General features: G+C 65.7%; 23 protein-coding genes. 12 read left to right on the forward strand and 11 right to left on the reverse strand.

The features are described 5' to 3' along the window. The 4 genes from DQ353_RS06760 to DQ353_RS06775 form a co-directional block, all read right to left on the reverse strand. Positions 1-276, reverse strand: a 276-nt coding sequence (locus DQ353_RS06760; protein ID WP_146755215.1) for a transposase family protein, incomplete at its 3' end; no start/stop codon positions are given. 173 nt (positions 277-449) lie between these two features. Then, complete coding sequence (locus DQ353_RS06765) at positions 450-1,349, reverse strand: transposase family protein (protein WP_181578288.1); 900 nt, start codon at positions 1,347-1,349, stop codon at positions 450-452. 314 nt (positions 1,350-1,663) lie between these two features. Further along, positions 1,664-1,921 (reverse strand): hypothetical protein, encoded by a 258-nt coding sequence (locus DQ353_RS06770; protein WP_146755216.1) that lies wholly within the window; start codon positions 1,919-1,921, stop codon positions 1,664-1,666. A gap of 3 nt (positions 1,922-1,924) precedes the next feature. Further along, positions 1,925-2,269 carry a hypothetical protein gene (locus DQ353_RS06775; protein ID WP_113762028.1) on the reverse strand — a complete coding sequence of 115 codons (345 nt, stop codon included), beginning with the start codon at positions 2,267-2,269 and terminating at the stop codon, positions 1,925-1,927. A 364-nt stretch (positions 2,270-2,633) separates the two neighbouring features. Here DQ353_RS06775 and DQ353_RS06780 point away from each other — a divergent pair, with 364 nt between their 5' ends. The 4 genes from DQ353_RS06780 (at position 2,634) to DQ353_RS06795 (ending at position 5,261) form a co-directional block, all read left to right on the forward strand. Beyond that, on the forward strand, positions 2,634-3,365 hold the full coding sequence (locus DQ353_RS06780) for a GAF and ANTAR domain-containing protein (RefSeq protein ID WP_181578289.1): 732 nt from the start codon (positions 2,634-2,636) through the stop codon (positions 3,363-3,365). Positions 3,366-3,381: 16 nt separating this feature from the next. Further along, a complete protein-coding gene (locus DQ353_RS06785; RefSeq protein ID WP_113762030.1) occupies positions 3,382-3,657 on the forward strand; it encodes a hypothetical protein in 276 nt (91 codons plus the stop codon). Next, positions 3,657-4,376 (forward strand): GAF and ANTAR domain-containing protein, encoded by a 720-nt coding sequence (locus DQ353_RS06790; RefSeq protein WP_113762031.1) that lies wholly within the window; start codon positions 3,657-3,659, stop codon positions 4,374-4,376. The genes DQ353_RS06785 and DQ353_RS06790 overlap by 1 nt, the downstream gene beginning before the upstream one ends. A gap of 72 nt (positions 4,377-4,448) precedes the next feature. After that, positions 4,449-5,261 carry a GAF and ANTAR domain-containing protein gene (locus DQ353_RS06795; protein WP_113762032.1) on the forward strand — a complete coding sequence of 271 codons (813 nt, stop codon included), beginning with the start codon at positions 4,449-4,451 and terminating at the stop codon, positions 5,259-5,261. A gap of 15 nt (positions 5,262-5,276) precedes the next feature. Here the strand turns inward: DQ353_RS06795 and DQ353_RS06800 are convergent, their stop codons facing one another. From DQ353_RS06800 to DQ353_RS06810, 3 genes are all read right to left on the reverse strand, one after another. Further along, positions 5,277-5,579 carry a hypothetical protein gene (locus DQ353_RS06800; RefSeq protein ID WP_113762033.1) on the reverse strand — a complete coding sequence of 101 codons (303 nt, stop codon included), beginning with the start codon at positions 5,577-5,579 and terminating at the stop codon, positions 5,277-5,279. A gap of 238 nt (positions 5,580-5,817) precedes the next feature. Further along, positions 5,818-6,816 (reverse strand): agmatinase, encoded by a 999-nt coding sequence (gene speB / locus DQ353_RS06805; protein WP_113762034.1) that lies wholly within the window; start codon positions 6,814-6,816, stop codon positions 5,818-5,820. Further along, positions 6,813-8,210, reverse strand: a complete 1,398-nt coding sequence (locus tag DQ353_RS06810) for an MFS transporter (RefSeq protein ID WP_113762035.1) — start codon at positions 8,208-8,210, stop codon at positions 6,813-6,815. Before DQ353_RS06810 ends, speB begins: the two co-directional genes overlap by 4 nt. Positions 8,211-8,415: 205 nt before the next feature. Between DQ353_RS06810 and DQ353_RS06815 the strand changes: the two genes are divergently transcribed. Then, positions 8,416-9,930: a PucR family transcriptional regulator gene (locus DQ353_RS06815; protein WP_113762036.1), complete on the forward strand. Its 1,515-nt coding sequence runs from the start codon at positions 8,416-8,418 to the stop codon at positions 9,928-9,930. A 53-nt stretch (positions 9,931-9,983) separates the two neighbouring features. Here the strand turns inward: DQ353_RS06815 and DQ353_RS06820 are convergent, their stop codons facing one another. Continuing rightward, a complete protein-coding gene (locus tag DQ353_RS06820) occupies positions 9,984-10,754 on the reverse strand; it encodes a hypothetical protein (RefSeq protein WP_113762037.1) in 771 nt (256 codons plus the stop codon). A gap of 371 nt (positions 10,755-11,125) precedes the next feature. Beyond that, complete coding sequence (locus tag DQ353_RS22545; protein ID WP_353616669.1) at positions 11,126-11,323, reverse strand: hypothetical protein; 198 nt, start codon at positions 11,321-11,323, stop codon at positions 11,126-11,128. Between the two features lie 333 nt (positions 11,324-11,656). On the opposite strand from DQ353_RS22545, the gene DQ353_RS06830 reads away from it, so the two are divergent. From DQ353_RS06830 to DQ353_RS06845, 4 genes are all read left to right on the forward strand, one after another. Continuing rightward, positions 11,657-12,349 (forward strand): GTP pyrophosphokinase, encoded by a 693-nt coding sequence (locus DQ353_RS06830; protein ID WP_286166659.1) that lies wholly within the window; start codon positions 11,657-11,659, stop codon positions 12,347-12,349. Positions 12,350-12,542: 193 nt separating this feature from the next. Beyond that, entirely contained in the window at positions 12,543-13,412 is an 870-nt protein-coding gene (locus tag DQ353_RS06835) for a VOC family protein (RefSeq protein WP_113762038.1), read from the forward strand. A 142-nt stretch (positions 13,413-13,554) separates the two neighbouring features. Further along, positions 13,555-14,349, forward strand: coding sequence for a CatB-related O-acetyltransferase (locus tag DQ353_RS06840; RefSeq protein WP_286166660.1), 795 nt, complete (start codon positions 13,555-13,557; stop codon positions 14,347-14,349). Between the two features lie 422 nt (positions 14,350-14,771). Beyond that, positions 14,772-14,966 (forward strand): hypothetical protein, encoded by a 195-nt coding sequence (locus tag DQ353_RS06845; RefSeq protein WP_113762040.1) that lies wholly within the window; start codon positions 14,772-14,774, stop codon positions 14,964-14,966. 240 nt (positions 14,967-15,206) lie between these two features. Here DQ353_RS06845 and DQ353_RS06850 read toward each other — a convergent pair whose 3' ends face one another. Both DQ353_RS06850 and DQ353_RS06855 read right to left on the reverse strand, forming a co-directional pair. Further along, positions 15,207-15,641, reverse strand: a complete 435-nt coding sequence (locus DQ353_RS06850; protein ID WP_113762041.1) for an arsenate-mycothiol transferase ArsC — start codon at positions 15,639-15,641, stop codon at positions 15,207-15,209. After that, positions 15,638-16,030, reverse strand: a complete 393-nt coding sequence (locus DQ353_RS06855) for an ArsR/SmtB family transcription factor (protein ID WP_113762042.1) — start codon at positions 16,028-16,030, stop codon at positions 15,638-15,640. The genes DQ353_RS06850 and DQ353_RS06855 overlap by 4 nt, the downstream gene beginning before the upstream one ends. A gap of 117 nt (positions 16,031-16,147) precedes the next feature. Here DQ353_RS06855 and arsB point away from each other — a divergent pair, with 117 nt between their 5' ends. The 3 genes from arsB to DQ353_RS06870 are packed head-to-tail and all read left to right on the forward strand — an operon-like array spanning position 16,148 to position 19,121. Then, positions 16,148-17,239, forward strand: coding sequence for an ACR3 family arsenite efflux transporter (gene arsB, locus DQ353_RS06860; protein ID WP_113762043.1), 1,092 nt, complete (start codon positions 16,148-16,150; stop codon positions 17,237-17,239). Further along, positions 17,236-17,652, forward strand: a complete 417-nt coding sequence (locus tag DQ353_RS06865) for an arsenate reductase ArsC (protein WP_113762044.1) — start codon at positions 17,236-17,238, stop codon at positions 17,650-17,652. Before arsB ends, DQ353_RS06865 begins: the two co-directional genes overlap by 4 nt. 32 nt (positions 17,653-17,684) lie before the next feature. Then, positions 17,685-19,121, forward strand: coding sequence for an FAD-dependent oxidoreductase (locus tag DQ353_RS06870; protein ID WP_113762045.1), 1,437 nt, complete (start codon positions 17,685-17,687; stop codon positions 19,119-19,121). Positions 19,122-19,221: the final 100 nt, after the last annotated feature.

Genomic DNA, 19,221 nt, shown 5'->3' on the forward strand with positions numbered 1-19,221 from the left:
GGCGACGATGACTCCGTGCTCCGGGCAGCGCACACGAGGCGCGTGGGCCACGAGATAGGTTTCGGTGGTTCCCAGATCCAGGGTGCGCCACCGTCGGGGGCCTTCACCGCGGTCGTACCGGGAGCACCGCCTGGAGCAGATTCCGCATCTGTTCCGCAAGGACTTGTGCGGTGTCACCCGGGCCAGCAGGACCCCGGTTTCCGGGCAGGTATCCACGTGGTGGACGGTTGTTTTTTCGACACCCAGCAGGGCGGCCCATATGCTTGTTTTCTGCACGCCGTTTTCAGTCCCTAGATTTTTGTACCTTAGTCAGTCAAAAATCCTAGGCAGGAAGCGGCGTGTGGACGTTAAGGCTCGCGGCTCACGCCCACGGATATGTCAGTAGAGCCGTTTTTCGTCATTAAAAGCACCGACCGCCAGTGTCGGGAGAATTGTTCGTGGGCAGCCTCTCACGACTTTGCATCAGCCGTGCCCACTACCCCGGCACCGAGTTGGTCCTCCAATATGCCATCAAGGAACATTTGTGAGTTGAGACGAATTACCTCGATACGGCCGCCCATGTCCAGACCCCTGATCCCTGGTCTGAAGCCCTCGGGCTGGGCCTTGAGCCAGTCCGCGTAGGCCTTGCCGCTGCGCCCCGGCACCAGGTCCAGCAGCCGGGCGCGGATCCTGCCCATGGCGTCCCTGGTGTGGTCAACGAACCCTGTCAGGACACGGTCGTTGGGGAAGCCGGTGTGCTTCCAGATGTGTTCGTCGACGCCCAGCGTGGTGACGCCCTCCAAGCGCTTGGGGTCGGCCAGCTCGAGCTCCGCCAGCGGCTTGATGTTGTCCCAGACCGTATGCCAGTCCACGCCGAGTTGCCGAGCAATCGCCGAGACCGCGATGTCCTGCTTCTTCAGTTGCTCGTGCGCCCAGTGGCAGGCCCGCACGGTGAGTTTCTCCCGCGGCCCGATGCGGTGGTGTTCCTCGGTGAAAGTGACCATAGCGCATTGCTTTTCGTGGCAGCGGAACACCCGCTTCCTCCAGTGCAGGATCACCGGCGAGCCGTGGGCGGGGATGTCGTGGATGGGCACGCTGCGCCGGGCGTGGGACCTGGCCTGGGCACCGCATCCGCGGCACCAGGCGGTGCGTTCGGGTGTTTCGATCGCCACGACGAGCCGGGCCGGGTCCCGGCGGTCCACCTCGAGCACGTGCAGGCCCTCCAGTCCCAGGAGAGCGTCGGCAAGATTGCACCACGGTCCGGCACCGCAGGAGTCGGCCACCAGGTTCGCGGCGGCGTCGGGGTGGAATGGTGCGTCTGGTTTCCGCGGTGCTGCGGGCAGCACGCAGGCAGAGTTAGAATGGTTCACTGTCAGGGCTTTCTTACGGTTTTCTTGGTCGATAACCATTCAAGAAGGCCCTGACGCCTATCCGGACATCGGCACACCGGATGAACCGAAATTCGCCGGAAAGATTACGGCGTCAAGGCACCCGCATCACGCTCAATTCCGTAGAGCCCCATAAGGACGTCGCGGTTTTCATCTGAACTTAAGCCTCCGATTCGAATATTCCCGCAAGGACCTTATCCGAACGTTGACTCGATGTCGGTTCGGAATCGTGGCTGGATAGTCCACTGGCGATATTCGCGTTCGGGCTCACCGGGAGAGGCATGTAGACCCCGCGCTCAGAAGTTGGAGCAGAAAGCTACGACCAAGGTGCCGATTGCTGCGGCGCCTCCGTGCAGGTCACCGCCGACCAACAGTCCGGCGGCCGCGAGCAGGCCCAGCGCCGAGGCGATCCGTGCGGCCAGGTGCGGCCCGGTCCACGCCCTCACGAGCAGGGAAGCTGCAAGGCCAAAGACAACCACCGAGTTTCCGGCACCGACCGGCTGCACGAGCCAGCCCCACGCCTGGGCTCCGAGCCCGAAACACGAGGCAATCACCGTCTAATGGCCCGCGCCCCAGACCAACTCGGCAAGAAGCCCGATCCGCACCGGTGTCGTAAGGTTGAATGCCATCCCGGCCCAACCGCCATCCTGCACGAGAAGTGCTGTGACGAGGCGCCAAGGCTGCTCGATCCCGGTGGAGACACCGCTTCTTTCCATAGAGAGCAGCATTCCGGGTGCGATCGTCAGCTGCAGCAGCGAAGGCACGGCAATGATGATCAGGACAGCCGCCGTGGCCACCGGTCGAAAGGGGCGGTTCCTGGAGCGGCGTGGGCCGAACTGCCAGGCCGCGGAGGCTGCACAGAGAACCACCAGATAGAGGGTGGTGGCCAGACCCGGGTTCATGGGCCCCATTCTTCCACTCCAGACTGTGCAGAAAACATCTCCACGGGATCTGGGAATGGGGCAATCGGTGAAGCTGCCTGCCGGCAACCACTTCGGGAATCTCCCCGTCTGCGAGCGTTGGCACGGTATCGAGGCTCCGGTCGGTCTCCGTCATGCCGAAGAATACCGTCACCGCATCGACAAGTTTGATCCCGGTCCGGCCACGGTGCATTCCGTATGACCCTCGGGCACCGTGGGCGCGGCAAACCTGCTTTGTGACCCGGGAAGACAACCAGCGGCCATATCCCGGCGCCTTGTGACCCGGGACTGTGTAGGCTGGGAGGAGGATATTGCTTGGGGTGTCCATTACAGGGAGGGTGCTGCTGTGGCCAAGGTCGAGAAGACTCTTCCGCTAGCCGACGAACTTGCGGCGGTGGCAGCCAGTGCCGCCGGCCTGCTGCTGACCGAGTCCACGGTTGCGGCAACGCTAAAGCTCATCACGTCCGTTGCCAAATCTTCCGTACCCTATGCCATGGGCGCCGGGGTGACGCTCATCGATGCCAATGCACACAAGACCAGCGCCGCGTCCTCGAACGAACTCGTCGAACGCGCCGACGCACTGCAATACGACCTCGAGCAAGGGCCGTGCCTGAGCGCGTGCGCCAGCGGGGAAACGATCGTCGTCCAGGACATTGCCGCCGACGAGCGCTGGCCGGACTGGTCCGGGGCTGTCGCAACATTGCGAGTCGCATCGTCCATCAGCGTCCCGCTGAAGTCCTCCTCCGAATCCTTCGGCGCCGTAAAGGTCTACTCGGCCGAGATCCAGGCCTTCACCGAGCGTTCCCGCGGCATCCTGGAGTTGCTGGCGCAGCAAGCGACGGTCTGGCTTGAGCACGCCACCACCGCGGAGAACGCCAAGAAGCTCAGCAACGAATTGCGCAGCACGCTGCATTCGCGTGACGTCATCGGGATGGCCAAGGGCATCGTCATGGAACGCCATGGCGTGTCCGAGAACGATGCCGTTCGGCTGTTGATGAAGCAGGCGATCGCCGAGCACCTGACCCTAAGTGCCTTGGCGGTCCGGCTGGTCGATGCAGCGACCTCGCGCGGCACCTGACACCGGGGGATCGGCCATGGACATTGGTGATGACGATCTGCAGCTGAAGCAGCTGCGACAGGTCCAGCCGTTGGCGGGGCTGACGGTGGGCGAGTTGTGGCTCAAGTACTTTGCGATAGGCGGTTCTGCGGGCCAGTTCGAGATCGAGGCCTATCTGTATGCCGCCCACGCCCTGCCGACCCTGGAACGCGACCTGGTGGCCCACTCGATCAATGAGCGTTTCATAGACCTCGGCATGGATCTGCGGGTTCCGTACTCGGCGGACCTTGATCCGGGAAAAGAGGAATCTTGATGGGCAAGCAGGGCAACGATTCCAGGAACCAGGAGCAGCTGCAGGACCTCTTGCTGGACAGCGAGGGCTTCAGCGACTTCATGCTGGAACTGGTGCTGATGGCTGCCGCGGGGCTGGGAACGGGAAGGCCCGTGCTGTGCTCCATCACCGTTGAGCGCGCGGGGTTCCCGGTCACGGTGGCCAGCAGCGAGCTCGCCGTCATGGCACTGGACGAGCGGCAGTACGCCTTCAACGACGGGCCCTGCCTGACCGCGCTGCGCCAGGATCGCATGGTCTTCATTCCGGACCTGCATGCATCCCGGGAATGGGGGCACTACGCCCGGGAGATCGCATCCAGCGGCGTGCACTCCATCCTGGCGGTACCCGTCGAAGCCGGCAACGGCACCCGGGCGGCACTCAATTGCTACGCCCGCGACCCCGGAACGATGGACGAGCGATTCATCGCGGCGGTGGAGGCCTTCGCCGGGTCGATCTCGCGCATCCTGCGCCTGGCCCTGGGGTTCCACCTGCCGGCGATTGCCGGTGCCGACCTGGGCCCGGAACTGCGGGCCCGCGGGCTTGTCGACGGCGCGGTCGCGGTGATCATGGTCCAAGACAAGTGCAGCCGTGCCGATGCCTTCGCGCAATTGGGCCAGACTGCTTTCACCTCGAACATGCGGATCGGCGACCGCGCCATCCAGGTGCTGCAGCCGGCGCGGCGCGCACGGGGCATCGAATAGCTTCGCTTCGACACATGCCTGCAACCACGCTCGGAAGATTTCCGGGGGCGGGACCTTAGGGAAGGGATTGCCATGGACTACGACAACGCGGACCGCGACCTGCAGGGCCAGCCGCGGACACCCACTCCACACCCAAGCGCAACGGACCCAGGCGGTCGGGGCTTGGATGCAAGCGTTGCGGGGAGGCTCCAGGACATGGTCCTGGGCAGCCTGGACCTTGGGGACTTCCTCACGGAGCTCGCCGGATTCTCGGCCGCACTGGCCACAGGGGAGGACCGTGCGGATCTGGCGTGCACCGTGACTCTGCGCCAGCGGCGCCGCGCGTTGCTGCACGCCGGAAGCACCCGCGCTGCCCGGACCCTGGGCGAGCTGCAATCCAGCCTGGGCGAAGGTCCCCTCGTTGCCGCGTTGGAGGGAACCCGAAGCGTTCTGATCACCAACGCCGCAGTTGATTCCCGCTGGCCCGCATGCGACGGCGCGTTGCTGGCCGAGGGCATCCACAGCGTCCTGGCCGTGCCACTGGTCCTGGAGCAAGGGGCCGTTGCAGTGATTGGCTTCTTCTCTCCGCGATCGAACGCCTTCACCGAGCTCGTGGTCCGTGGCGCAGAGCACTACGTGCACGATGCCCGCAAGGCGCTGATGCTGGCCATGCGGATCGCTTCCGCGGTGCAGATGGCCCACGACCTCGAGGAAGCCATGAAATCGCGCACCGCCATCGACCTGGCGGTGGGCGTCATCATGGGGCAACAGCGTTGCTCGCAGGACGAGGGCTTCGCGATCCTCACCAGGACGGCATCCAACCGAAACGAGAAATTGCGGACCGTGGCCGCCGAGCTGGTGCAGAACGTCTCCGGTTCCGCAGTGCGGACACACTTCGAGAAGTAGCCCGGCCCCGGCTCCCTAGTCGCTGAAGCCGTGCTGCAGCATGGAATACGGAATGGACGGTGCCCGGGTGGTGCGCACCCCGTGGAATTCCTCGCAGCGACCGCACCAGCATTCGACGTCCCACGCCGCGGGCGCCGAACCCTTCGCCCGCACCGGGGTGACCTGCTCGTACACCAGGTATTCCCCGCTATGGCAGGTCTGGCAGACGATTGCCGGGGCAATGTCCCCCGTGGTGGCCACAGCCAAGGTGATTGCGGGAATGGCCGCGTTCCCCGGGCCGGGTTCTTGCGGATTCGCAAGCAGTGGAAAGGGAATCATGGGGTTCGATCCTTGATGTCACTCAGAATCAGAACGCGTTTCCCGGAGGCTGGAGAAGTCACGTAGTGATGGCGGAAAGCTCCGCAAACCGTTTGTCGCACTAATTATGGACACGATGTTGCGCAGAGCACAAGGACTTTGACACGTTGCGCCACAATCCGGTGCGCAGCGCAGCACCGGGCAACGAATCATTCGTTGCCCGGTGCCCGGCGTTGCGGAGGTCTGGTGATGGCCTGTCCTAGACGGCGGCGACCTCGAGAACCTGCCCGTCACCGGCCCGGCGCAGGTTCCCGGAGTTGACCATCAATCCCATCATGTCGAAGACCACGGTGGCCGCGGCAAGCGAGGTGATGTCGGCATGGTCGTAGGCGGGGGCGACCTCCACCACGTCGGCGCCCACGATGTTGATGCCGTTGAGCCCGCGCAGCAGGCGCAGCAGCTCGCGGGAGTGCAGACCACCCATTTCCGGGGTGCCTGTGCCCGGGGCGAAGGCGGGGTCCAGCACGTCGATGTCCACCGAGAGGTACACCGGGGTGTCGCCCAGTCGTTCGCGCACCTTGGCGATCGCGGCCGGCACGCCAATCTCGTCGATGTCGGTGGAGCGGATGATCTGGAAGCCGAACTCGTGGTCGCGCAGGAAGTCGTCCTGGTCGTAGACCGGGCCGCGAATGCCCACGTGCATCGACTTGTCCTCGATCAGCAATCCTTCCTCGAAGGCGCGGCGGAACATGGTCCCGTGGGTGATCGGCTGATCGAAGTACGTGTCCCAGGTATCCAGGTGCGCATCGAAGTGCAGCAGGGCGACCGGCCCGTGGATTTTGTTCACTGCCCGAAGCATCGGCAGTGCGATGGTGTGGTCCCCGCCGACGGCAATGACGCGCTTGTCCTTGGCCATGAGGGGCAACGCCTGCTCCTCGATTTGTTCCACGGCCTTGCCGATGTCATACGGGGTGCAGGCGACATCCCCCGCGTCCACGACCTGGACCGCCTCGACCGGGGTTACATCCAGTTCGACATGGTAACCCGGGCGCAGCAACCGGGAGGCCTCACGCACCGCCGCCGGACCGAACCGGGCACCCGGACGGAAGGAGGTGCCACCGTCGAAGGGGACGCCGAGCACGGCGATGTCGTAGTCAGGGACCGCATCGATCTGTGGGAGCCGGGCGAAGGTTCCGAGCCCGGCGAACCGGGGGACCTTGGTCGCTTCAACTGGACCAATGGGCTGGTGCTTGCTCATACGAGGGTTCCTTCTACTTTCGTTTCTTCGGACGTGCCGTTGGTCTTGGATTTCTTGGTGCGTTCGCCGCCGGAGATATCGGCCAGGGAACGGTTGGCAGTCTCTGGGGCCAGAATGAAGGTGGCAACCAAACCGACCAAGGAGATCCCGGCTCCGATGAGCAGGGCACCCGAGGCGCCGAAGCTGATGATCGCCACCGGCATCAGATAGGTGCTGGCGGCCGAGCCCACGCGACTGATCGCAGTGCCGAAGCCGACCGCTGTGGCCCGGATCTCGGTGGGGAACAGCTCATTGGGGTACACGACCTCAAGGAAGCTGGAAGCGCCGGAGGCCAAGGCAAAGATCGCCAAGGCGGTGAACAGGGTCTTGGGGCCAACGCCGGGGATGAATGCCGGGGCGGCCAGCGCTAGGACGATTATGCCGAAGGTCCACAGCAGCAACTTGCGCCGGCCGATCCGCTCCACCAGCCACAGTCCGGGGATACCACCAATGACAAAGAGCAGGGAAATGAGCAGCGAGCCGCCGTAGAGGTTGGCGTCTCCGTCCAGGCCGAAGGAAGAGAGCAGTTCCGGGGCGAAGGTGTATACGGCGAAGAGCGGAATCACCTGCGCGGTCCAGAAAATGGAGACAAAGAGCGTGCGGCGCCAGAACTTCTTGTTGAAGATGTCGGCGAACGTTGCCGCGCGCTTGCCGGTGTTCTCTTCTTCGCCGAGGGAGTTGACGTCGTAGTCGTTGCCGTAGACCTTCTTGATCACGGTGCGGGCCTCGTCGACCCGGCCGCGGGAGAGCAGCCAACGCGGGGACTCCGGGGTGCCCAGGCGGAAGAGCAGGGTGATCACGGCAAAAATCGCGGGGCTGGCCAGCATCCAGCGCCAGGCATCCTCGCCCACGCCGCGCATCGCGAACCCGACGGCAAAGGCCGCGGCCGCACCCACGGCCCAGACCACGAAGGTGGCTCCAAGGAGGCGGCCGCGGTGCTTGCGGGGGAGGAACTCGGCCAGCAGCGAGGTGGCAATCGGGTAGTCGGCGCCGATGGCCACGCCGAGCAGGAAGCGCCAGATCACCAGCTGCCAGATGTCCGTGGAGAAGGCGCTGAGGATGGAGAAGGCGGCCAGGGCGAGCAGGTCCAGGATGTACATGGTGTGGCGGCCGACCTTGTCGGTCACCCAGCCGAAGACCCCGCCGCCAAAGAAGATCCCGACCAGGCTGGCGGCGCCAACCATGCCGATTTCCTTGGGGCCCAGATCCAGGGCCGGGGTCATGGTGATCAGGGCGATCCCGATGATCGACAGCGCGTAGCCGTCGATGAAGGGGCCGCCGGAGGAAAACACGGTCAGCTTCTTGTGGAACCGGGTCAGTGGCGCATCGTCAATGAGGCGAACGGAGGTGCTCATTGCGGGCTCTTTTCTCTCTAGGCGCCCGGGTGGTCCGGGCTGGCTTGTGGTGTGTTTCAATCATTGGTGATCGGCGTCACGGCGACAATCGACAAGTGTCAACTATCGCAGGCAGGCACTAGACATTTGTATGAGAGATCACGTTTGATGGACGGGTGCCCGGCGGCAATGCGTTGGACGCCGGAAAATGGAAGGGGAATGCCCGATGGCCATGTCGGTCAAGGAACTGCTGGACGAGCCGCAGCTGGGTCTGCGGCTGCTGGCCGGCGCGGACGGGTTGGGGCATCCGATCACTTGGTCCCACACCTCGGACCTGCCCCACCTCTGGGAATGGGTCTCGCCCGGAGTGCTGCTGATGACCAACGGGCTTTCGATCCCCAAGGAGCCGGAGGCGCAGGTCCATTTGGCCCGATCACTGGTGGCGGCCGGCGCGGTCGCCTTGGCGGTGGGCGAGAAGATGCATGCCCCGGAATTCTCCGAGCAATTCCTCGCGGCCTGCGAAGCACTCCCGCTCCCCTTGGTTTCCGTTCCCTACCCGTTGCCCTTCATGGCAATTTCGCGGTCGATTGCCGAGGCGAGCCTGCTCGAGGAATCACGGCGGATCAAGCAAACCGCCCGCATCTACGACCTGCTGCGCAAGGCGACGACGCCGGGGGAGACCTGGAGCCAGCTGCTGGCCGGGATCGGCAAGGAAATCCGCGCGCGGCTCTACGTGGTGGATGACCGCTGCCAACATCCCTGGCAACCCGGCGACGCGGCCCTGCCCGAGGATGTGTTGGTGCGGGTGCGGAGGGTCGCCAGCGAATCCACGGCTGAGACCCGGCACTTCCTGTGGACCGCCGATGGCGGGGAATCCATGTTGATCATGGAAATTCCCACCCATCCGCATGCGCTACTGGTGATCCTGCCCGATGACCAGATGCAGCCGGACGGCGTGGTCTTGTTGCACTCGGCCACCGTATTGGGGCTGGGTCTGTCGCGTTCTGCCCTGGCGATGGAAAGCCGCTACCGCGCCGGCGGCGAATTCCTGTTGCAGTCCTTTGAGGGGCGCCTCGGGGCAGCCGAGGCCGCCCGCCGCCTCGAGGACTTCGGGTTTCCGGCCGGCAAGCTGCGCCTGGTATCTGTCCCGGCCCGGGCGGAGGTCGGTTTGCCCGAAGTCCACAGTGCGCTGTGGCGCCACGGCATCAACAGTGTCTGCGTGGTGGGCGAGGGCAAATTGCATCTGATGGTCTCCGAATATTGCCCGGAGGACCTGCTGCTGCATGTCTTTGATCCTTCGCTGCCCATCGGACTGGGTACGCCCGTGGGCATCGAGGCGATCGCGCGCGGGTTGCGCGAATCCCTGTGGGCGCTGGGGCAGGCGACCGCCCGGGGCGTGCGGTTGGTTGGCTACTCGGAGGATGCTCCGTGGTTCGGGCTGGGTGGCCATCGCGATGGCGCGGAGCTGGTGCAGCGGCTGCTGGGTCCGGTGATCGAACATGACCGGCTCCACGGAACGGACTTCATGGCCACGTTGCGCAGTTACCTGGACAACCAGCGTTCGGCCCAGAAGGTCGCGGCACTGCTTTTTGTCCACCGGCAAACCGTCATCTACCGCATCCGCAAGATCGGCGAACTCACCGGCCTTGACGTGGCCGAAACCTCCGCGGTCGCCCAGCTGTGGCTGGCGTTCCAGGTGCACGAGGCCATGGGTACGGGGGAGCGTGCACCGCGCGGGTGAAACCCCGGCGTGTTTTTCTCGCCCAATATCAGTGGCTGCCGGGAACCGTCTGCTTAGCAGAAGTAGTCACCGTGTTTGGCACGCGCTGCGGTGTCGATGCGGACCTTGGGCAGCGGGTCGACCAGGTTCCAGGGGAGCACGCCGGCGGTGATCAGGATGGCCGGCACGTTCAGGTGCAAGGCCGCGTCCACCCACCCGTGCCCCGGCACCCCGGTGACATCACGGGGTGCCAACAGCATGGTGGCGGCTGCAAGCCGGATCAGGGGCACGGCAACAACCAGTTCCAGGACCGTGCTGTTGGCCACGAAGCGCCACGACCGGCCGTCGGCCCGGTAGCGGGAGATCTCCAGCACTGCAGTGGCCGGCAGTCCGGCCATCAGCAACGGGATCCACACGGGCCAAGGCTCCGCGTTGAGCGTCGGGATCGATTCCCCGCCCACCCCCCCCGTGAAGGGAGAACTGGAGTGTTGCCACGGCAGGCAGGGAACTCCGAGGCGTGCCACGTGGACCGCTGCCAGGGTGTCTCCCCGGCGAACCCCGCCCGGAGGCGTATCGGGCAGCGTCGACGGGTCCCATTTGGCACGTGTCTGCCTTGAACCGGGACCGCGCTCGATGATCGCAAAGATGGGGGTGGTCCGGAAGAAAATGTGCATGGCGACACCGATCGCCGCGATGATGCCGCCGCCGATGATTTCGCCCGCGTCGCCGTCGGCGGGAAAGGTGCCCGGCATCACCGCGGTGCCGATGGCCGGCAGCACCGTTGCCGCCAGGATCATGGGCAGGCGGATGCACGCGGGGAACTGGTCGGGGCCGATGAGAGGCAACGGCTTGTTCGAACAGTCCGCCGCCAGGCGCAGAGGATCCCCGAGCTCCAGCAGGGCCGCGCCCGGCGTCCTCCGGAGTGCTCCCGGCCACCAGGCGTGCCTCTCCCAGGTCCTCGAGGGCGGCCGCGGCTTCTGCCTCCATGTCCGCGCGTTGGGATTCCGGTACGGAGCGGGACACCGCCGTGCGGCAACGGTTGGATAGGGTGCTCAGGGCAATTCCCAATGGGGTGGGTTCGATTTTTCGGAACGCAATGCGTGAAGGGACGTGGCCAAGTGGTTCCACTCGGTTTCAAGGGCACCAGGCAGGCTCCGCCCGGCATTGCTGGTCCTGTTCATCTTGCGGGGGCGGGACCCGGTGGTGTCCCACTCGGCTACCCATGGCCCTGTTTCTCGAGGCGACGCAGCAACGGGTGGGACGTGTTGGCATCCACGCTCAGTCCCGATTCCTCCAGCACCGCCGGCAGGCCGTAGCCGTGGCCAGGAGTTTCGAGCGTCGCGAGGGCGGCCAGCACCACGGTGCCGCGGCGCAGCTTCTGCCGGTGTCCGGCCAGGACTTCTTCATCGATCATGGTTCACGCGGTCCGGTGTCACAGACAGCAGTGTCCAGGGACACTTCTCGCCGGTTTGCCTTGGGCCGAAGGCCGTGTGTGACGCACTTCGTCGACGAAGATCCGTGGGCAGCCCTCCCGGTGACCCCGGTAATGCCGGTTTTGCCTGGGTGTTGGGCTCCGGAAGCGGATCCGCATCCAGCGACAGGCGCGCGTCTTGGTGGCCGGCCCCAGGGGGATGGCCATATCCGGCAGGTTCCGGTGGCCTAGGCTTCATGGGAGGGAAATGTTTGGTTGCCGAGACCAGCAGACGACGGAGTCGCCTGCACCAAGGCACGATCAGGAGACGAGTATATGAGTGGGTCCACCGAGTGGTTCGACAGCGTAGGTCCGGAGACCATCCAACGCATGGTCGACAGCAAGAACCTGCGCGACGGATTCGCCCGGTTCATGCTCAACTACCAGTTCGCCATGGACGAGATCATGACCAAGATCAACATCCTCAAGACCGAGTTCGAGCATCTGCATGACTACAGTCCGATCGAGCACGTCAGCGCCCGGCTGAAATCGCCCGAAAGCCTCCTTGCAAAGGCCAGGCGTCGCGATCTGCCGTTGAGCTTCGAGACGCTTAGCGGGAACGTGCTTGATGTTGCGGGGGTGCGCATTGTCTGCAGCTTCATCTCCGACGCCTACTGGGTTGCCAAGATGATCACCTCGCAGCCGGACATCACGGTGGTGGCGGTCAAGGACTACATCGCGGACCCCAAGCCGAACGGCTACAAGAGCCTGCACATCATCGTCAAGGTCCCGATCTTCCTCTCGGAGTCGGTGCAGAACATCCATGTTGAACTGCAGATCCGCACCGTGGCCATGGACTTCTGGGCCAGTCTTGAACACAAGATCTACTACAAGTACGACAAGGAAGTTCCTGCGGAACTGCTCGAGGAGCTCAAGGAGGCCGCCGGCGTTGCCGACCGACTCGACTCGACGATGGAGCGCATCCACAACGAGGTGCACACAGACGCTTCCGGAAGCGCCGAAAGGTAGGCTCCTGCGGCCATCGACATCACACGGGGGCATCAGAAGTTCGGGGTTGGATTTCCGTGCAATGACATAGTCAAACGGTTGGATCCCGTAGTGGGTGATGGAGGGAACAAGGCCAATTGGTTGTAGCTTCAAGTAAATCGTGCCATACTTGAAACAAGAACAATCCACCGCCTCACTCCAAGGAGTCACCACCATGGGCACCACCACACAAGACCAGCTTTCCGCCGAACTGGCCATGGGCACCGTCATGCTCAAGGTCGGGGACATGAAGAAGATGAGCGACTATTACCAGAAGGCCCTGGGCCTCGAGGTCGTCTCCGAGGGGCCGGCCGGAACCGGCCTGGGCCGCCGCGGGCTCGAGCTCGTGCACCTGGCCGATGGCAAGGGGCTGGACCTTCCGGGCCGCGGTGAGGCCGGGCTCTTCCACACCGCGCTGCTCTTCGACACCCGCTCGGACCTGGCCGCCACCGTGCTCTCCGCCGCCCAGTTCGACGGCTCGCTGTTCACCGGCAGCTCCGACCACCTGGTCTCCGAGGCCTTCTACTTCAACGATCCCGAGGGCAACGGCATCGAGCTCTACTGGGACCGCCCGCGCGATGCCTGGACCTGGAACGGGGACACCGTTGCCATGGACAGCATCCACCTCGATCCCAACGACTACCTCAACAAGCACGTCAACGAATCGGCCGTGTCCGGACTGGTGCAGGCCAACGCCGGCATTGGCCACGTCCACCTGCAGGTCGGCGACGTTCCGACCGCCGAGAAGTTCTACGTCGACACCCTGGGGTTCGCCAAGACCACCGACTTCCACGGCCAGGCACTGTTCGTCTCCGCCGGCGGCTACCACCACCACATGGCCATGAACGTGTGGAACTCCCGCGGCGCCGGCCCGCGCAAGGACACCCTGGGCCTGGGCGAGGTCGTCATCACCGTGCCGAACGCCGACGAGGTCGGCGCGCTGGCCGAGCGGCTCAAGGCCGCCGGGATCTCCAGCCACCACACCGGGGCGGAGCTGCGCTTCGAGGATCCGTGGCGCAACCAGCTGCGCGTGGCCGTGGGCTAGCAACAAGGGTTCCGTCGGGCGGCGGGCCGGGGATGTCGTGTTTGTGCGGTGTCCCCGGCCCGCCGCCCGCATTGGGGGTGCGGCCATGGTCTTGCCAGCGAACACCAACGAAACCACAGGGTTCGGTGGCTATGGTCGTACGATGCATTCACGCCTGAGCGAACTACGCCCGCACCTGATCTCGAGCCGGATCTTCTTGATGGGTCCCGGGGCCAAGACCATCGAGGCGACCGGGGCCAGCTATGGCGAGCAGACCCTGATCAAGTTCGCCCCGGACCTGTGTCTTGAGCCCTACGCCACGTATTGGGCGGGAAGCGGCCGGCACCTGCTGAGCATGGGATCCTTCTCCTACACCCACTCCCGGCTGCCGCCGTCCACACGGGTGGGACGCTACACCTCCATCGCCAAGGGCGTGAAGGTCATGGGAGCCATGCACCCGCACGAATGGGCCTCCACCAGCCCGGCCTTCTACAACCGCAAGCTCATGATGGAAACCTTCGAGAGCGACAGGGGAGAGGCGCCCACCTACCGGGATTTCGAGTACACGCCCGGGCCCGTGGTGGTCGGCAACGACGTGTGGATCGGCGAAGACGTCACCCTGGGACACGGCGTGAACATCGGCGACGGGGCGGTGGTTGCCTCCAACTCGGTGGTCACCGGCGATGTGCCGCCCTACGCGGTGGTCGGCGGGGTGCCCGCCAAGACCATACGGCAACGCTTTGACGAGGGCACCGTGAGTGACCTGCGGCGCAGCGCCTGGTGGAACTATTCGCCCACGGCCCTGAACCAGCTCGATGTCCGCAATCCCGCGGAATTCGCCCGCGGTGCCATCGGCCTCATCGAGGCCGGGGCCATCGAACCCTACGAACCCGAGGTGCTCACGGGCCGCGAGCTGGCCGCGGCCCTCGCCTCCTCGATGGACTACGCCGGATCCTGAGCGTTTCACGGAGCGGGCGCGCTGGAATAGCCCTGATGGCGATCCATCGCCCGCCGATTCCGGCAGCCGCACGGCTCAAATGGCGGCCGAATGCGTGGTTCCACGGATGCGCCAACGCCGCCGGCGGCGCACCATGAATCCAGGAGTCGATGACCGGCGCCATGCGCTCGCGTCCCGGTCCGAATGGAGGAATCATGCAAACGGGAATCCACTGGGCGGTGCCAGCGGGACCGGCTACCTTGCCCTCGCCGCGGGGGCGATCGGTGTGGCAACGGCAGCAGCGCCGGGACTGATGCACGGCACGGAAATCTCCAGGTCGGCCCGAAGATCTTTGGGCCTGCCAGCGACATGCTGGGCGGGCTGTCGAATCTGTGCGTTGCAGGGTTCTTCATCCGCCTGCAGCGCGCCGTGCGATCCCGGGGATGGCCGTGGTCGTGGTGCTGCTGGCACCGGCAGGGTGGATGCAGTGGACGGTTCTTGCCGTTGGTGGGGTGGTCGGGCTCACCGGCCGGGTCGACATGCCCGTGGGGTTCATCCTCTTCGGGTGGCATCTGGTTGCACGTCCCACCGTGGCCGGCCCCCTGGATCCCGCGCCGGGCGGGCCCCGCACCGCGTAGCGTCGACGGGGTGTCCATGGGCGGCGTCCCGCGTCCGGAGAATCCGCGCCGGGTTCCACGGCCGGATGGTCCTTGACTCGACCGATGGATACCGAGTCCGTCTGCACGCTGTACGTGGGCAACTCCCTCAGGTGGGTTACGTCGCTCCATGCGGGGCTCCGGGATTCGCAGCGTGGGACGCAGCGTGCCGCCCGGGCTGCCCGGTGGTTTGACGTTCCGGGCCAAGCGATGCGTGTGCGTCTAGCGGGAGTCCAGTAGACGGTGCTTGAGTTCCTTGACGCGTGCGTGGATGTCATCGCGGATGAGTTCCATGCGATCCCGGCCTTCGATCCCACGCAGGGAAGGTTCGTCGGTCTCCCAAACCTCGATCTGGACGCCGTCAACGGCCGGAACGTTGGCCTCGGTGCCCAGAACCACAACGCGCCCGGCGGCCCGCATGTTCTCCTCGGTCAACGCCTTGGGCTTTTCGTCGCCGATGTCGGCGCAGATCTCCAGCAGGACCTCGGCCGAGAGCCCGTTGATGGCGGTCCCGGGCTTCGTGCCGGCCGAGGTGACGGTGATGTCGTCGCCGGCCTCGAGCTTCATGAGGCCCGCGGCCATCTGGGATTTTCCGCCGTTCTTGACGCACACAAACAGGACGGCGGGGCGCCCGGGCTGCAAAGGCGCGGAGCTCATCGGCTGGCCTTCGGGCTGAGCGTTGCCGCCAACGAATCCAGCGCACCGGGGACCAGCGAGTAGTAGGCCCAGACGCCGCGCTTTTCGCGGGTCAGCAGCCCCGCCTCCACCATGATCTTCAGGTGGTGGGAGACCGTCGGTTGGCCGAGGTTCAACGGCTCGGACAAGTCGCAGACACAGGTCTCGGCGTCCGGCGAGGAGGAAACGATCGACAGGATGCGCAGCCGGTTGGGGTCGGCGAGCGCCTTGAAGCGCGCCGCCAGGGCCTCGGCCTCGCCGGCCAGCAAGGACTCCTGCCCGTGGGATGGAACGCAGCACGGGGCTTGTGTTTCCTGCACGGGAACCACGGGGGATTCCCGACGCATGGGGGTGGCAACCGGTGTGGGCATGTGCCTTGCCTCGCTTTCCTTCGGCTCCCGGACGGGAGATTGACAATCATCGATATATGCAACCATACTCGATGCATCGACACTCGTCGATGCCTAGCCTTGTGGAGTGAACCCGACGTGACACCTAACGCCCCGCCCGCCGAAACCCGGCACCTGACCGCCAAGCTCTCCACCCTGGACCGCTATCTGGCCATCTGGATCCTGGCGGCCATGGCCCTCGGATTGGTGCTGGGCCGGCTGATACCCGGACTCGGGGCCGCGCTGGACTCCATCCAGGTCGCCGGCATCTCACTGCCCATCGCGCTGGGCCTGCTGGTGATGATGTACCCGGTGCTCGCGAAGGTCCGATACAACGAGACCGGCGCCGTTCTCAGCGACAAGAAACTCATGGTCACCTCGCTGGTGATCAACTGGGTCCTGGCCCCGGCGTTCATGTTCGTGCTGGCCTGGATCTTCCTGGCCGACCTGCCCGAATACCGCACCGGGTTGATCATTGTCGGGTTGGCGCGCTGCATCGCCATGGTCTTCATCTGGAACGACCTGGCCTGCGGGGACCGCGAGGCAGCCGCCGTGCTGGTCGCCATCAACTCCGTCTTCCAGGTCTTCGCCTTCGGCGCCCTGGGCTGGTTCTACCTGCAGCTGCTGCCAAGCTGGCTCGGGTTGCCCACCACCAGCGCGGAATTCTCGATTCTCACCATCACGCTCTCGGTCCTGGTGTTCCTGGGCATCCCGCTCGTGGCCGGATACCTCACCCGCACCTTTGGCGAAAAGGCCAAGGGCCGCGACTGGTACGAAAACAGGTTCCTGCCCAAGATCGGCCCCTGGGCCCTCTACGGCCTGCTGTTCACCATCGTGCTGCTCTTCGCCCTGCAGGGGGACAACATCATTGCCAAGCCCCTGGACGTCGCCCGCATCGCGTTGCCGCTGCTGGTCTACTTCCTGGTGGTCTTCGGCGCCTCCATGCTCATCGGCCGCGCCCTGCGCATGGGCTATGCCCGCACCACCACCCTGGCGTTCACCGCGGCGAGCAACAACTTCGAACTGGCCATCGCCGTGGCCATCGCGACCTTCGGGGTCACCAGCGGCCAGGCCCTGGCCGGGGTCGTCGGCCCGCTGATCGAGGTGCCGCTGCTGGTCGCACTGGTCTACGTCGCCCTCTGGTCCCGCAAGTTCTTCCCCTCCTTCAACCCCGCAAAGGTCCAAGCATGAACGCCTCCACCAAGCCTTCCGTCCTGTTTGTCTGCGTGCACAACGCCGGACGCTCCCAAATGGCCGCCGCCTTCCTGGCCAACCTCTCGGCAGGGCAGATCGAGGTACGCTCCGCCGGCTCCGCCCCGGCCGAGACCGTGAACCCGGCGGCCGTCGCGGCCATGAACGAGGTCGGCATCGACATGTCGGCCGAAACCCCGAAGATCCTCACCACCGAGGCCGTCAAGGAATCGGACGTGGTCATCACCATGGGCTGCGGCGACACCTGCCCGATCTTCCCGGGCAAGCGCTACGAGGACTGGGTGCTGGAGGATCCCGCGGGCCAGGGCGTGGAGGCGGTGCGCCCGATCCGCGACGAGATCCGCGCCCGCATCGAGACCCTGATCTCCGAACTGCTGCCCGCCACCAAGTAACACACCCCCTCGTTCCCCGGGAGTAGAAGACCATGAACCACAGACACCCGATCGTTGTCATCGGCGCCGGACCCATCGGGCTGGCCGCCGCGGCCCACCTTCTCGAGCGTGGACAGGACGTCCGCGTCCTCGAGTCCGGAAGCGGTGCCGGTGCCGCCATCCGCAACTGGGGGCATATCAGGCTCTTCTCCACGTGGCAGTACAACATCGACGCCGCTGCCCGCCGCCTGCTGGAAACACCCACCGAGGCCTACGCCGGTGGCTGGGAACCACCGCGCGACACCCGCCTGCCCACGGGTTCCGAGCTGGTGACCCAGTACCTCGAGCCGCTGGCGGCCCACCCGGCACTGGCCTCGCGCATCAGCTACGGGCACCGGGTCACCGCTATCACCCGCATCCAGCCAAATGGCAACGGCGTGGACAAGACCCGGTCGCAGGACCGGGCGGAGTCCGCCTTCCTGCTGCGCACCGCGACCGCCCGGGGACTTGTGGACATCCAGGCCCGGGCCGTCATTGACGCCTCGGGCACCTGGGGGACCCCCAACCCGGTGGGCCGCAGCGGCATCGAGGCCATCGGCGAGGCGGACGCCAGGGCCATCGGCATGGTCACCTCCCCGCTGCCGGATTCGCTGGGAGCCGGTCGCGAACACTTTGCCGGAAAGACCATCCTGGTGCTCGGCGCCGGGCACTCGGCGGCCAATACACTGATCAGCCTGGGCCGGCTGCGCCAGCACCACCCCGACACCCGCATCCTGTGGGGCCTGCGCGGGGCCGCCAACCCGATCCGCCTGTACGGGGGAGGACCGGCGGACCAACTGCCGGCCCGCGGACAGCTGGGCACCTCGCTGCGCCGCTTCGTGGAGAACGGCGACATCTCGATCGTCGAAAACGCCTCCGTCACCACCCTGGAACGCGGGGAAAAACTCGGCGTGCTGCTCGCCGATGGCCGTCGGCTGGACGTGGACCTGCTGGTCCCGGCCACCGGATTCCGCCCCGACCTTGGAATGCTTTCGGAGCTGCGCCTGGACATGGACCAGATCGTTGAGGCACCGCGCGAGCTCGGACCGCTGATCGATCCGCAGTTCCACAGCTGCGGCACCGTCAGCGCCCACGGCGAGCGCGTCCTGTCCCACCCGGAAACCGACTTCTACATCGTCGGGATGAAAAGCTACGGACGGGCACCGACCTTCCTCATGGCCACCGGCTACGAACAGGTCCGCTCCATTGCCGCATTCCTTGCCGGGGACCGTGCGGCGGCCGAGACCGTGGAACTGGACCTTCCGGAAACCGGGGTGTGTTCCACCGACCTGGGTGGCTCCTGCGACCTGCCGGCGGCCGGCGAACCCGCGGCAAGCCGCGGCACCCCCGAGCCTTTGGCCGGGTCCTGCTGCGGCACCCCCGAACCGGTGGATATCGGCTTCGCCAGCGGAACCCTGCACGGCCACACCGAGCTGCTGGCCGAGCGGTAACGCCAGGTTCGCCCACCGGGGGCCCATGGAGGGCAGTGGCGGATTGTGCGGCGGTGTCCTTGCCAAGTCGCACCCCGCATACATAGCGTGGGAAGCAGTG

Source organism: Arthrobacter sp. AQ5-05, from assembly GCF_003287975.1.
Lineage (GTDB): Bacteria > Actinomycetota > Actinomycetes > Actinomycetales > Micrococcaceae > Paeniglutamicibacter.